Source organism: Mesonia sp. K4-1 (assembly GCF_008017825.1).
In the GTDB taxonomy this organism is placed as follows: Bacteria; Bacteroidota; Bacteroidia; order Flavobacteriales; family Flavobacteriaceae; genus Mesonia.
This window is the reverse complement of the sequence record NZ_VRLS01000028.1, coordinates 19,577-34,011: the sequence shown is the minus strand read 5'-3', so window position 1 is coordinate 34,011 and position 14,435 is coordinate 19,577. Positions and strand designations below refer to the sequence as shown.

Annotated in this window: 15 protein-coding genes; 3 read left to right on the top strand and 12 right to left on the bottom strand. The window is 34.4% G+C overall.

Translation table 11 applies throughout. The features are described 5' to 3' along the window. Genes murD through mraZ form a run of 7 tightly spaced genes read right to left on the bottom strand, consistent with a single transcriptional unit; the run spans window position 1 to window position 7,685 of the window. A complete protein-coding gene (gene murD / locus FT986_RS05225) occupies window positions 1–1,338 on the bottom strand; it encodes a UDP-N-acetylmuramoyl-L-alanine--D-glutamate ligase (protein WP_147864166.1) in 1,338 nt (445 codons plus the stop codon). Continuing rightward, window positions 1,338–2,567, bottom strand: coding sequence for a phospho-N-acetylmuramoyl-pentapeptide-transferase (gene mraY, locus FT986_RS05220; protein ID WP_147864165.1), 1,230 nt, complete (start codon window positions 2,565–2,567; stop codon window positions 1,338–1,340). The genes murD and mraY overlap by 1 nt, the downstream gene beginning before the upstream one ends. A 20-nt stretch (window positions 2,568–2,587) precedes the next feature. Next, a complete protein-coding gene (locus FT986_RS05215; protein WP_147864164.1) occupies window positions 2,588–4,054 on the bottom strand; it encodes a UDP-N-acetylmuramoyl-L-alanyl-D-glutamate--2,6-diaminopimelate ligase in 1,467 nt (488 codons plus the stop codon). Further along, window positions 4,051–6,018 carry a penicillin-binding protein gene (locus FT986_RS05210; RefSeq protein ID WP_147864163.1) on the bottom strand — a complete coding sequence of 656 codons (1,968 nt, stop codon included), beginning with the start codon at window positions 6,016–6,018 and terminating at the stop codon, window positions 4,051–4,053. Before FT986_RS05210 ends, FT986_RS05215 begins: the two co-directional genes overlap by 4 nt. Beyond that, window positions 6,019–6,330, bottom strand: a complete 312-nt coding sequence (locus FT986_RS05205) for an FtsL-like putative cell division protein (protein WP_147864162.1) — start codon at window positions 6,328–6,330, stop codon at window positions 6,019–6,021. 1 nt (window position 6,331) lies between these two features. Next, window positions 6,332–7,228, bottom strand: coding sequence for a 16S rRNA (cytosine(1402)-N(4))-methyltransferase RsmH (rsmH, locus tag FT986_RS05200; protein ID WP_147864179.1), 897 nt, complete (start codon window positions 7,226–7,228; stop codon window positions 6,332–6,334). Then, window positions 7,215–7,685, bottom strand: coding sequence for a division/cell wall cluster transcriptional repressor MraZ (gene mraZ / locus FT986_RS05195; protein WP_147864161.1), 471 nt, complete (start codon window positions 7,683–7,685; stop codon window positions 7,215–7,217). Before mraZ ends, rsmH begins: the two co-directional genes overlap by 14 nt. 289 nt (window positions 7,686–7,974) lie before the next feature. On the opposite strand from mraZ, the gene FT986_RS05190 reads away from it, so the two are divergent. Continuing rightward, window positions 7,975–8,739 (top strand): alpha/beta fold hydrolase, encoded by a 765-nt coding sequence (locus tag FT986_RS05190; protein WP_147864160.1) that lies wholly within the window; start codon window positions 7,975–7,977, stop codon window positions 8,737–8,739. Window positions 8,740–8,741: 2 nt separating this feature from the next. Beyond that, on the top strand, window positions 8,742–9,338 hold the full coding sequence (yihA, locus tag FT986_RS05185) for a ribosome biogenesis GTP-binding protein YihA/YsxC (protein ID WP_111540424.1): 597 nt from the start codon (window positions 8,742–8,744) through the stop codon (window positions 9,336–9,338). On the opposite strand, the gene FT986_RS16120 is transcribed toward yihA, so the two are convergent. From FT986_RS16120 to gldB, 4 genes are all read right to left on the bottom strand, one after another. Further along, window positions 9,339–9,521, bottom strand: coding sequence for a hypothetical protein (locus FT986_RS16120; protein WP_255505906.1), 183 nt, complete (start codon window positions 9,519–9,521; stop codon window positions 9,339–9,341). A gap of 280 nt (window positions 9,522–9,801) precedes the next feature. Beyond that, complete coding sequence (locus tag FT986_RS05175) at window positions 9,802–10,197, bottom strand: hypothetical protein (RefSeq protein WP_147864159.1); 396 nt, start codon at window positions 10,195–10,197, stop codon at window positions 9,802–9,804. 43 nt (window positions 10,198–10,240) lie between these two features. Further along, complete coding sequence (gene gldC, locus FT986_RS05170; RefSeq protein ID WP_111540426.1) at window positions 10,241–10,576, bottom strand: gliding motility protein GldC; 336 nt, start codon at window positions 10,574–10,576, stop codon at window positions 10,241–10,243. After that, window positions 10,573–11,541, bottom strand: coding sequence for a gliding motility lipoprotein GldB (gene gldB / locus FT986_RS05165; RefSeq protein ID WP_147864158.1), 969 nt, complete (start codon window positions 11,539–11,541; stop codon window positions 10,573–10,575). Before gldB ends, gldC begins: the two co-directional genes overlap by 4 nt. A gap of 105 nt (window positions 11,542–11,646) precedes the next feature. Between gldB and nadE the strand changes: the two genes are divergently transcribed. Beyond that, a complete protein-coding gene (gene nadE / locus FT986_RS05160) occupies window positions 11,647–12,441 on the top strand; it encodes an NAD(+) synthase (RefSeq protein WP_147864157.1) in 795 nt (264 codons plus the stop codon). Here the strand turns inward: nadE and dnaG are convergent. Further along, entirely contained in the window at window positions 12,438–14,399 is a 1,962-nt protein-coding gene (gene dnaG / locus FT986_RS05155) for a DNA primase (protein WP_147864156.1), read from the bottom strand. The genes nadE and dnaG overlap by 4 nt on opposite strands. Between the last annotated feature and the right edge of the window lie 36 nt (window positions 14,400–14,435).

The window sequence follows — 14,435 nt, the reverse complement described above, 5'->3', positions numbered from 1 at the left end:
TTATAATTGTCTTACGTATTCTTTAAACTGTCTTCCTCTATCTTCATAATTCTTAAACAAGTCAAAACTTGCACAAGCAGGAGAAAGTAAAACGGTATTTCCTTTTTCAGCTAGATGATAAGCCATTTTCACGGCCTCTTCCATCGATTTAGTTTCTACAATTGTCTCTACACAATTGCTAAATGAGTTGATGATTTTTTCGTTATCTACCCCTAAACAAATAATAGCTTTTACTTTTTCGTTTACTAACGGTAGTAACTCTTCATACACATTTCCCTTATCTACTCCTCCTACAATCCACACAGTTTCTGGCTGCACACTATCTAAGGCGTAGTACGTCGCATTAATATTTGTAGCCTTAGAATCATTGATATATTGCACGTTATTGATTTTTAATACGCGCTCTAAACGATGCTCTACTCCTTGAAAGCTTTCTAAACTCTCACGTATCGTTTGTTTTCTAATTTTTAATAATTGCGCTACAGTAGTAGCAGCCATAGCATTTTTAGTATTATGTTCTCCTTTAAGCGCTATTTTATCTTTATGCATTATAAATTCTGTATTATTAACTTTTATGTAAATTTTATCGTCTTTTAAATAAGCTCCTTCTCCTTCGTGTTCTTTTAAACTCATAGGAAGTTGAATAGAACTTATCTTATTCTTTTTGAGCCAATCACAAATGGTTTTATTATCGGCGTCATATATAAAATAATCTTTGTTCGTTTGGTTTTTTACAATCCTAAATTTCGAAGCGATATACTCCTCAAAATTATGATGATAACGATCTAAATGATCTGGCGTGATATTGGTTAAAACCGCTATATGCGGATTAAAAGTTTCAATACCATCTAATTGAAAACTACTTAACTCCAACACATAATAATCTGGATTATTAAGCGCAACATTTTTCGCAAAACTATCTCCAATATTCCCAGCCATTATAGCATCTAAATCCCCATTTTTAAGAACGTGATAGATCCAAGAGGTCACCGTAGTTTTGCCATTACTTCCTGTAATTCCTATTAAACTAGCGTGTGTGTATTTACTAGCAAATTCGATTTCAGAAATAACTTTAATTCCGTTTTCCTTTAATTTTAATACCAAAGGAGCATCTTCAGGGATACCCGGACTTTTCATCACCAAATCGGCATTTAAAATTTTATCTTCCGTATGTTTTTCTGCCTCCCATTCTATTTCTTCCTGAATTAAAACTTGCTTATATTTTAATTCAATCGGCCCACGATCGGATACAAAAACCTCATAGCCTTCTTTTTTACCAAGAATAGCTGCGCCTACACCACTTTCTCCAGCACCTAATATGACCAATCGCTTACTCATTATCTTAGTTTTAAAGTGATGATAGTGATGATCGCTAACAAGATTCCTATAATCCAAAAACGGACTACAATTTTACTCTCATGATGACCTTTCTTTTGGTAATGATGATGTAATGGAGACATCAAAAAGATTCTCTTCCCTATTCCTGTTTTTTTCTTAGTGTACTTAAACCAACCTACCTGCATCACTACTGATAGATTTTCCATCAAGAAAATTCCGCAAAGGATAGGAATTAATAATTCTTTTCTGGTAGCAATAGCTAAAACCGCGATAATACCACCAATAGTCAAGCTTCCTGTATCTCCCATAAAAACTTGAGCAGGAAAAGTGTTATACCATAAAAAACCAACTAATGCTCCTGCAAATGCCGTAATAAAAACCGTCATCTCTCCCGAATTGGGAATATTCATCACGTTGAGATAATCAGAGAAAATTACGTTCCCCGATACCCAAGCAAAAAGCCCTAAAGTGAGCACAATAATAGCCGAAGATCCTGCTGCCAAACCATCAATTCCATCGGTTAAATTAGCACCGTTAGAAACTGCCGTTACAATAAAAATAACAATTGGAATAAAAATAATCCAAGCATATTTTGCGTAAGAAGGGTTAATCCAAGAAATTAAAGTCGCATAATCAAACTCATTTCCTTTTACAAAAGGGATGGTGGTTTTTGTGGATTTTTCTGCTACGCTTTCGCTGATATCTTTTTCTATTAATTGCTCTTGAGCTTGAGGATCTGCCTCTACGTGTTCTTTAATAGTAACTCCAGGATGAAAATACATGGTAGCCCCCACGATAATTCCCAAACCTACTTGACCTATTACTTTAAACTTACCCTGTAAACCTTCTTTATTTTTTTTAAACGTCTTAATGTAATCATCTAAAAAACCAATTGCTCCCATCCAAAGGGTCGTGATAATGAGCAAAATAACATAGATATTCTCTAATTTAGAAAAAAGCAATACCGGAATAAGAGTAGAGAAAATAATTATTAATCCTCCCATAGTCGGTGTTCCTGCTTTTTCAGCCTGACCTTCTAACCCTAATTCTCTTACGCTTTCTCCTACTTGTTTTTTAAGCAAATAATTGATTATTTTTTTTCCAAAAATGGTCGAAATAGACAAAGACAGAATAATCGCCATACTCGCCCTAAAAGAGATAAACTGAAAAAGTTGCGCTCCTGGCAGTTGGTATTGTGCTTCTAAAAATTCAAATAAGTAGTATAGCATCTTATTCTTTGTTGTTTTCTTTATTTATTAAACTGCTCTAGCATTTCTTGAACAATTTTCATATCATCAAAATCAGATCTTACCCCATTTACTTCTTGGTAAGTCTCATGCCCTTTTCCTGCAATTAGTATAATATCTTTAGCTTTTGCCATAGCACAAGCCGATTTAATTGCTTGTTTTCTATTGGTTACCGAAATCACTTTACTCCAATTGTGCGCCTCTACACCAGCCTCTACATCTTCAATAATTTTATCTGGATCTTCGGTTCTAGGATTATCACTGGTAAGTATTACTTTAGTACTTAAATCACTGGCTACCTTCCCCATAATAGGGCGTTTAGTGGCATCACGATCTCCACCGCAGCCCACTACCGTAATTAGTTCTTCATTTTTAGTTCTAATTGTATTAATAGCTTCTAATACATTCTTAAGCGCATCGGGCGTATGAGCGTAATCTACGATGGCAGTAATTTTTTCCTTATCGGAAATGATATACTGAAACCTTCCGCTTACCGATTTTAACTGACTTAGATATTTTAAATTCTCTAATTCTTCCAAGCCTAATAAATCCGCGGCAGCGTAAATTGCAGCAAGGTTATAAGCATTGAAATTTCCTATAAGCGTTGACCACACTTCGTTATTATTTATTTTTAACAACAAACCACTCAATTCATTTTCTAAAATTTGAGCTTTATAATCGGCATTGGTTTTTAACGCATATGTTTTTTTAGTAGCTTTTGTGTTTTGCAACATAAAAGCTCCATTTTTATCGTCTATATTGGTAATTGCAAAAGCAGATTTTGGCAACTCATCAAAGAATTTTTTCTTTACATCGCGATATTCACTAAAACTTTTGTGGTAATCTAAATGATCGTGAGAAAGGTTGGTGAAAATTCCGCCTGCAAAATCTAATCCCGAGGTTCTATGCTGAGCGATACCGTGAGAGCTTACTTCCATAAAGCAAAACTCAACCCCAGCTTCGTTCATTTTTCTTAAATACTTATTGATCGTTAAGGAATCTGGAGTGGTTAATCGTGTAGGAAATTCTTCATCTCCCACGACAATTTTAATAGTAGAAATAAGTCCGACTTTATAGCCTGCTAAGGTAAAAAGTTGGTGCAGCAAAGAAGATATAGTCGTTTTCCCATTGGTTCCTGTAACCCCTACTAATTTTAATCGGCTCGATGGTTTTTCATAATAGTTGTTCGCCATTATCGCCAAAGCTTCTTTTGTATTTTCAACTAAGACATAGGTAATCCCACTAATTTGCTTTTGCGGAAGTTCTTCACAAACAATAGCTATTGCTCCATTATTTTCCGCTTTAGCTATATATTCATGACCGTCACTTGCCGCGCCACGAATGGCTACAAACACATCATTCAATGAAATATTTCTAGAATCGAAATCGATATGTTGAATCGATATGTTGGTATTCCCAACCACCGATTCTATAGCTACTTTATATAATATGTCTTTTAATAAAATCAACTTGTCGTTAAATAAATGGTTTGATTAGACTTTATTTTTACTCCACTCGTAATGGATTGATTTCTTACTTTCCCTGCTCCTTTTAATACTACTTTTAAACCTAGATTTTCTAAAAGTGAAACTGCATCCATTGCAGGTAAGCCCTCAACGTTAGGCATAATAGATTTATATTTTTGAGCGGTTACGTAAAACTGTTCATAATCTTTCTGCACATTTTTATAATCTACATTTACATCTTCAAATTCATTGGTGGTAGGCGTATCGGTATAAATTTCTTGAGCAATTTCTTTAAATACTGGAGCCGCTACAATATTTCCATAATAGCCTAAGCTTCGATCTGGCTTAGTCACCACCACAATACAAGAATATTTAGGATCATCTGCAGGAAAATACCCAGCAAAGGATGCTATATATTCTGAAGAACCATCACCACGACCGTAACCTGTTAAACAAGTACCCGTTTTGCCTGCCATAGAAAACTGTTCTGTATAAATATTTCTTGCTGTTCCTCTAAGCACAGTATTCTTCATCATCTCCCTCACCTTAGAGGCGGTTTCTTTAGAACAAATCGAATTATTGATTTCTCCCTTTTCGTAATGCTCTACAACCTTATCTCTATTTCTAATTTCTTTAATTAATCTTGGCTTAATCATTACGCCATCATTAGCAATAGCATTGTAAAATGCCAGAGTTTGAAGCGGTGTAATTGAAACCCCGTAACCAAAAGACATCCACGGCAGTGTAGTACCATACCAATTGGCATCATCTGGGTGTGGAATATGCGGCTGACCTTCTCCTTTTATTTCTAAACCAATTTTTTGATTTAATCCCATATAATTAAGACGGTTGACCAAAGCTTCTGGTTTATTCTTATAACCTTCATTAATAAATTTTGAAAACACCGTGTTAGATGAAACCTCAAATGCTTTTGCTGCTGATATCTCCCCGTATCCGCCGTAGCGTGAATCTTTTACTACGCGATCGTAATATTTAATTCTTCCTTTTTCTGAATCAAATACATCACTGGTATCTAAAACCTTATCTTCTAAGGCTGCTACCATGGTCATTAATTTAAAGGTAGAACCAGGTTCTTGAGATTCGTAAATAGCATAATTTCTCTTTTCGTAATAAGTCCCTTCAGATGTTCTTCCAAGATTAGCCATCGCTTTAATTTCACCAGTTTCAGTTTCCATTACTACTACTGTCCCATGATCTGCTTTATATTTTTCTAATTGCTTTAGTAAAGCATGATGTGCAATATCCTGAATGGTAATATCTATAGTAGAAACCACATCTAACCCATCTTCTGGTTCTAATTCATTTGCATCTCCAATAGGTTTCCACTGACCTTTGGCTATTTTTTGTTTTAACCTTCTCCCGTTTTGACCTTTCAAATAATCATCATAAGCACCTTCAAGCCCCGCTTGACCTCGACCCACGGTACGCTCACCAATTTTACCCAAAGGCAATTCTCTTACCGTTCGTTGTTCTGCAATAAAACCTCCTTTAAACGCTCCTAAGTTGAACATAGGAAATTCCCTCATTTGCACATATTGCGTATAACTTACTCCGCGAGCTATTAAATAGTATCTGTTTTTATGCGCTCTAGCTCTTCTTATATCTTGCGCATAGTGAGAAGCTGATTTACCAAACATTTTTGATAAAGATTCCGATAGAGGTTTTAGGTTTTCTTCAAAATTTTCTTGAGAAACCGTGATCGCATCAAACCTTATATCATATTCTGGTACCGAGGTAGCCAACAAACTTCCGTTTGAATCATAAAGATTTCCTCTGTTCGCAGGAATGACAAAACTTTTATAGACACGTTGCTCTGAAAGCTCTCTATATTTATCACCATCAACCACTTGAATATTCACCAACTTAAACCCTATTGCTAAAGCAAAAAGGAGCATCCCGATTGCCACCAGGTAGATTCTTCTTAGTATGCCTTTTTCTGTTGTCATCTAGAGTTTAATTCTTATTTTTTGTGGTGGCGTGCTGGACGGACCTATACCTGTTCCTTGCATTCTTTTCTCAATGGCAGATTTCATTTTAAGCTGCATTAAGTTTTTTTGTGCTTCTATAGACTCACTTCTTAATTCTTTAACTTCGTTATTCATTTTAGCAATTAAATGCACTTTTCTTTCTGCACTATGAGAACAAGCAATCATAATGATAGCGAGTAGCGTGCAAAAAAGAATAAAACGCCAGTTTTTCATAGCATCATCGCTAATCAAAAACTTACCTTTTAATACATTGTAAAAACCTTCTTTCATTTTATAACTTTTCCCCAACTCTTAAACGAGCACTTCTTGCTCTATTATTTTGCTTAATTTCTTCAGGAGACGGCTTTACAAGTCCGCCTACTTTTTTAAAAGGAACCGAAATATTTCCGTAGAAATCTTTTTCTGCTTCCCCTTGAAACAATCCGTTTCTTATATACCTTTTCACCAATCGATCTTCTAAAGAGTGATAAGAAATCAAACTAATCCTACCTCCTTTTTCTAATAATTGCTCCGTCTGCTTTAGAAACTCTTTAAGCACTTCAATTTCTTGATTCACTTCGATTCGTATCGCCTGATAGATTTGAGCAAGTATTTTAAATTCTTTTCCTTTAAATAATAATGGAAGCAACAACTCTTTCAATTCCTCTCCTGTTTTAATAGGAGCTTCTTCTCTAGCTTCTACAATAACCTTTGCTAATTTTGGAGCATTTTTTAATTCTCCATACTCATAAAAAACTTTTTTTAACGCCTCTTCTTCATACTCATTAATCACCTCATAGGCACTCAGCAAGCCTTCTTGATCCATTCTCATATCTAGTTTGGCATCATACCGAGTAGAAAAACCTCTTTCAGCTACATCAAATTGATGTGACGATACGCCAAAATCTCCCAAAATCCCATCTACCTTCTTATAACCTTCAAAACGTAAAAACTTTTTAATAAATCTAAAATTCTCAGGAATTAAAGTAAAACGCTCATCATCAATTGCATTTTCTTGAGCATCTTGATCTTGATCGAAAGCTAAAAGCCTTCCGTTTTCTCCAAGTCTTTTTAAAATTTCTCGAGAATGACCTCCTCCTCCAAAAGTGACATCTACATAAACGCCATCTGGTTTAATATTTAAACCTTCTACCGTTTCATGTAATAATACCGGATTATGATATTCCAAATTCTCCATTGTTTCCTCCCATTACTTCTTCCGCTAAAGCTCCAAAATCATCTGCAGCATCATCGATAGCATTTTCATATTTATTTTTATCCCAGATTTCCATAATATCTATTGCACTAGAAAGGACTAACTCTTTTTGAAGTCCTGCAAAATTCAATAAATCCTTAGGCACTAATAATCTCCCATTGGCATCTACTTCTATAATCTTCACTCCTGCAGTAAATCTTCTTATAAAATCATTATTTTTTTTATTGAAACGATTTAAGGAATTCACTTTAACCATTAACTCATCCCATTGTTTCATAGGGTACAATTCTAAACAAGGCTGAAAAACAGCTCTCTTCAATACAAACCCTCCCTCCAACACTGGAAGCAGTTGCTTTTTGAGTGCTGAAGGCAGCATTAGCCTACCTTTAGCATCAATTTTACATTCGTATGTACCTATTAGATTGATCACTTTTTCTTATTCTATGTCAAATATATTGATTTTTTTACCACTTTTTACCACTTTACCCCACATTGTTAATAAGTTTTAGCTTCAGTAATCTATTAATTATGAGAACTAAAGGAATAATCTAGGCTGAAAGAAGTTTAAAATGTGGGAGGGATTTATAAAGAGGATTGCTATCCTCCTGAAAGAGAATGAAGAATAAAACAGCGAGCTTATTTCACTTTAGGTTTACTTAAAAATACTTATACTTGTAGAATTATAGTATATTTGCTTTAGCTAACCGGAAGAAAACTGAATGAAACAAGAAATTATATCTGAAGGAAAATTCAGCTATGTAGAAATTGGAGAAGGTACTCCAATTATTATTCTACACGGTCTTATGGGAGGGTTAAGTAATTTTGATGGCGTTGCCAATTATTTCCCTAAAAAAGGATACAAAGTGGTGATCCCACAACTTCCTTTATATACCATGTCTTTATTAAAAACTAATGTTGGTAATTTTGCCAAATACATTAAAGAATTTATAGATCATAAAAATTACGAAGAAGTAATTTTATTAGGAAATTCTCTAGGAGGCCATATAGCCTTACTAGCTACCAAAAGGTATCCTGAAAAAATTAAAGCTTTGGTGATCACTGGAAGTTCTGGGCTTTACGAAAGTGCTATGGGAGAAAGTTACCCAAAACGTGGTGACTATGAATTCATAAAGAAAAAAGCTGAAAACGTTTTTTATAATCCTAAAGTAGCCACAAAAGAAATTGTTGACGATGTATATGCCACGGTAAACGATAGAAACAAGTTGATTAGAACACTTTCTATTGCCAAATCGGCTATTCGTCACAATATGGCTAAAGACTTACCAAAAATGAATACTCCTACGTGTATCATTTGGGGAAAACAAGATAATGTTACTCCGCCAGAAGTTGCTGTAGATTTTGACAAACTATTACCCGATTCAACTTTATATTGGATTGATGAATGCGGGCACGCTGCCATGATGGAGCACCCAAATGAATTCAATAAATTACTCGATAAATGGTTGACTGAAAGAAAGTTTTAAGTATGGAAATTAAGTCAGCCTCTTTTGTAATGAGTAATAGCCAAGTAGAGAAATGTCCTACCAGCAAATTACCAGAATATGCTTTTATTGGAAGAAGTAATGTTGGTAAGTCTTCTCTTATCAATATGCTTACCGGAAGAAAAAGTTTAGCAAAAACTTCAGGTAGACCAGGAAAAACGCAGCTTATCAACCACTTTCTAATTAATCATGAGTGGCATTTAGTAGATTTACCGGGTTATGGTTATGCCCGAGTAAGCAAAAAAGCAAAGAAGACTTTTCAGAAATTTATTACCGATTATTTTCAGCAGCGAGAGCCTTTAGTTTGTGCCTTTGTATTGGTTGATTCTCGACATGAACCTCAAAAAATCGATTTAGAATTTATGCAATGGCTAGGGGAAAATCAAATACCATTTTCTATCATCTTTACCAAAGCAGATAAGGTTAAACCTAAAGCATTAGAAAAGCAGGTGAATGACTACAATGCGGTATTGTTAGAAACTTGGGAAAGCCTACCTCCTTACTTTATTACATCTTCTTCTAAAAATTTAGGTGGGGAAGAGGTTTTAAACTATATAGATGAAATTAACAAATCTCTATAATTAAATTTCTTTATCTAATAATTCAATTAAAGCTTCCGCGGAATTTAATTCATTTAAAGTAGATGCATCAACTACTACTTCCCAACCCTTAGCTGTTACTCCTAATATAATTGGAAAGTCAAATTTCTGAGAAAATTTAGATGCATATTGTTTTTTAAACTCATCTATATGTAAGAATTCCATAGGAACCTCTATCGTTTTCTAAAGTTTTTCCAAGTTTTATTTTCCGTGAAAATGCCATAAGTAATTGCACACAGATTACAAGAATAACTAGCTGGTTTAAAAATCTTATGGAATGCATCCAGGTAAGTATTTACCTTACCTGAATTTACATTATACACAAATATTAGTTGAGTGATTTCTTTTTTTTCTATATAAGGTATCACAAAATACTTTTTATTTTTCGATAGATTTTTCTTCGACAAGTTAATTCTATTACTCCACACAATCCCTGACTACCCCATTAAGCCATAGCTATTTCAGTATCTAATAATTCAATTTTTTTTATATTTCGCTCATTAAATAAACTTAACACATCAAATAATTCATCTCTTTTTAATGAATTAAGTAAATAATGATGCTTTTTAAAACTTAACACAAATACTGTATTGCAAATATGTTTTTCTGGATCACGAAAATTGTTATCCAAGATTATTGTTTTGTTGAGATTTCTATAAACAGTATCAGAGTATATCTTATGTTTAATTGCAATTATTTGCTTCTTTTTTGACTGAATTTTTTGGTATTCCTTCAACCATTCCTGACTCCGGGCTCGTCTAGGATATTGTTTTGAGCTATCATTATACTGCGCTTGCACAAAAAAAGTGCTTAAGAATATAAGAGTACAGATAACTTTCATTTCACATCATTTTGTTTTTTCCTAAAAAATTTTTTAGAAAGCATTATTCTTTTTTCAATTCTAACTTATCAGCAAAATAATCGCAAAAATCTTTCATGGTTTCCATCATCTTTTCATCTTCTGTAGCACGATAGAAAGTATCACTCATCGCCACTAAAGTTTGATGAAAAAACACTTTCATCTCATCTACTGGCATATCTTTAGTCCATAAATCTATACGTAAGGTTTCTTGATTTTTATTATCCCAAAGTGATAAAAGCATCGCTTTCGCTTCCTCTTGATCAACTCCGCCATCTTGGGCACTCCAATTTAAATTTTGTGGAATGTTATTTTCATCTACCTCTACTTGAATTTTTATTTCAGATTTTTTTGTACTCATTCTGGTTTTCTGGGTTTAAAGTTAGCTTCTTTAAAAATACGCTCGGCATCTAAAGTAAGTAACTGTTTTAATGTAATTGATTCATTTTTTTGAGCAAACTGCCTCACAATTTGCCAACCTATATATTGCCCGATTTGTGGCGGACTTTCATTATCTAATTCTAACCTAAATTTACTAAAAGGCGCCAAATTGATAAATCTAGCTCTAAGCTCACTATCGGTTTCATAAATGAGTTCTCTATCAATAAAGTATCGCCAAATTTGATCTTCATTCGCCTGAGCCCATTTTAATTCTTTATCGGTATATCCCATTTTATCGGCATCACTCATCTTGGGTAGAACTTTATCTTTTAAATATAAAATCTTACCATAATAAATCATTTGATCTAAGAACGATCTTCCTTTAGGACTTTCTATTAATTGATTTGCATATTCAAAAGCGATATCATTTACGAGTTGTCCTTTTCTAAAATTCTTTCTTAAGTAAACCTGCATCCCATCATAAAACTGATGGTCTTCCCCTAAATAAGTGTCTAACGAAATAAGCAGTAAACTATCTGTAGCCACAACTTTATTACGATAATCAACTTCAGATATCATAGTGACTACACGGGGCGCTTTAAATTGCGGAAAGTAATATTTAAAATGTTGAAATAAAGAAGTGATGTTTTCTTTCTCCTTCTTAAAATCGGGAAATGCTTTTTGAGTTTCTCTCTCTAATTCTAATTGAATGGTGTCATTCATTTGCTGAATCCATAAACTATCAGCATATCTCGGCGGAAATAAAAAAGGATACTCTTTTTTTAATCTCGGTAATTCTTCCGCGGAAGCGTTTGCAAACTCCACATCAAAACGATCTACTTGAAAATCAATAGGAATTTGTGCTATTTCCTCTTCTAATTTATTTTCTTCTTCGCAAGAAAACAATCCCAAAAGTAAGATAAGGCCCACAAGATATTTCATCATAAAAAATAGTTTAGGTAGTCTTTAACGCAATAGACTTTTTTTACATCTAATTTCGTATTATTTTCGTGACAAAGGTAGTTGAAAATAACTAAAAAAAGGAAGGCTATGCAAACAGAAAAAGTAGTAAATCATATAACAAACTGGTTAAAAGAATATGCTACAAACAGCAAAACAAATGGTTTTGTGGTTGGAATAAGTGGCGGTATCGATTCTGCTGTAACCTCAGCGCTTTGCGCCAAAACCGGTTTACGTACACTGTGTGTAGAAATGCCTATACACCAAGCTGCAAGCCAAGTTACCCGTGGCCAACAACATATTGAAAGCTTAAAAAAGCAATTTAGAAATGTAACTAATATAGAAGTTGACCTTACTCCTACTTTTGAAACTATGAAATCTGCTTTTCCCTTAGCGGAAGAAAACGATCAACTTAGCCTAACTTTAGCCAATACAAGAGCTCGTTTAAGAATGACTAGCTTATATTATTTTGCTGGTTTACACGGATATTTAGTCGCAGGAACTGGCAATAAAATTGAAGACTTTGGAGTCGGTTTTTATACTAAATATGGAGATGGCGGTGTAGACTTAAGTCCTATTGCAGATTTACTAAAAAGTGAGGTTTACGAGATTGCCGAATATTTAGGGGTCAACCAAGAAATTGTTGAAGCTGCTCCCACCGATGGTCTTTTTGGTGACAGTCGCAGTGACGAAGATCAAATTGGAGCATCTTACGATGAACTAGAATGGGCGATGCACGAGGATGATTTAGGTAAAAGGGTTGATAATTTTGAAGGTAGAAAACGTGAGGTTTTTTCAATTTACAAAAGATTAAACAATGCCAATCAACATAAAATGAACCCCATACCAGTTTGTGAAATCCCTTTACATTTAAAGAAGGACTAAATTACACGGTTAAGTTTTTGCGCAATAAGGACCTCTAAGCTTTTATACTCCATCGTTTCTTCAATAACCTCGGCATGATGATTGTCGCGGTTTTCTTTAATGCTTTCCATTAGCTCATTTACCTTCTGTTTAATTAAAAAACGTCGAAGGTTTAGGATGGTTTCATTTACCTCCCTTGGTTCTAATTCGCTCTTATCTTTTACAAAAATTTCTTGATCATCCCAACGATGCAAAACATCTTTTTCTTGTTGCATCAAAATAGTAGTAATTTCCGAAGCTTGCTCAGGCACCAAATTATTAACAAATGTTTCAGTTTTTATTCCGCCTTTAGCTTTAAATTCTTCTATGATTGCTTTGTATAACTCTTTAAAACCTTCGTGGGTAAATTCAATTTCATCTTCCTGAAGATCTAAAAAAACTTTTTCATAAACTTTTAATTGTTGCGTCTCTCCTTCTAAATGCACATTTCCCTCCTCATCTTCTCGCAAAACAAAATCTTCAAAATCGTCCTCTACACTTCCATACCTCAACAACAAACTTATAATGTTGCGCTCTAATTGATGTTGCTGATTTACTTTTACACGCTCTACAGGAGTCTCTTTGACCACCGACATTTCTTTGGGTGCCGAGGCTGTTTTTTTAGATGCATCATTATTCGCTTTCGCGGAAATTTGAGCAAGTGTACTGTATAACACATTCTCTGAAATTTCCATAATGCGAGCACATTCTTTCAAGTAAATTTCCTGCTGAATGCGATCTGGAATTTTAGCAATACTATTGACCATATCCCGAATAACTTGCGCCTTTTTTATAGGATCTCCCTTAGCTTCATTTACTAGCAAAGAAGCTTTATAGCTTATAAAATCTTTGGAGTTATGCTCTAAGTATTCTTTAATATCATTCTCTGTATTGTTTTTTGCAAAAGAGTCGGGGTCTTCACCTTCTGGGAAACCGCAAACTTTTACATTCATGCCTTGCTCCAAAATAAGATCTATCCCACGAATGGAAGCTCTTATTCCGGCCGCATCGCCATCAAACAAAACCGTAATATTTTGAGTTAGTCTATTAATTAATCTAATTTGCTCGCTGGTAAGTGCAGTACCCGAAGAAGAAACTACATTTTCAATCCCCGCTTGATGCATTTGAATCACATCGGTGTAGCCCTCTACCAAATAACAATTGTCTTCTTTGGCGATACTCTGTTTTGCATAATAAATTCCGTAAAGGACTTTACTTTTATGGTAAATATCGCTTTCTGGTGAGTTAAGATATTTGGCCGCTTTCTTTTCGTTGGTTAAGATTCTACCTCCAAAACCTAATGTTCTACCAGACATCGAATGTATAGGAAACATCACTCTGCCTTTAAAACGGTCAAATTGCTTTTCTTCCTTTACAATACTTAACCCCGTTTTTTCTAAAAATTCTAATTTATACCCTTGCTTAATCGCTTCGCTCGTAAAAGCATCCCAAACATCTGGAGAGTACCCTAAACCAAACTTCTCAATAGTTTCTTTTGTAAAGCCACGTTCCTTAAAATAACTCAAACCAATGGCTTTACCTGTTTCGGTTTTTAATAATTGACGCTTAAAGTAATCCTTGGCAAATTCACTAACCAAATACATGCTTTCGCGTTCGTCTGCCTGCTGTTTTTGCTCATCGGTTTGTTCGGTTTCTTCGATTTCGATACCGTATTTTCGAGCGAGGTATTTTATCGCTTCAGGATAACTAAAATGTTCGTGTTCCATTAAGAAAGCAACGACGTTTCCTCCTTTTCCACTACTAAAATCTTTCCAGATTTGTTTAACGGGAGAAACCATAAAACTTGGCGTCCTTTCGTCGCTAAACGGACTCAAACCTTTATAATTACTCCCAGATTTTTTTAACTGAACAAAATCACCAATTACCTCCTCTACACGAGCAGCATCAAATACTTGGTCTATGGTTGATTTTTGAATCATAAAAATGAAATCTTGAAATTATTTTAGGCTTGCAAA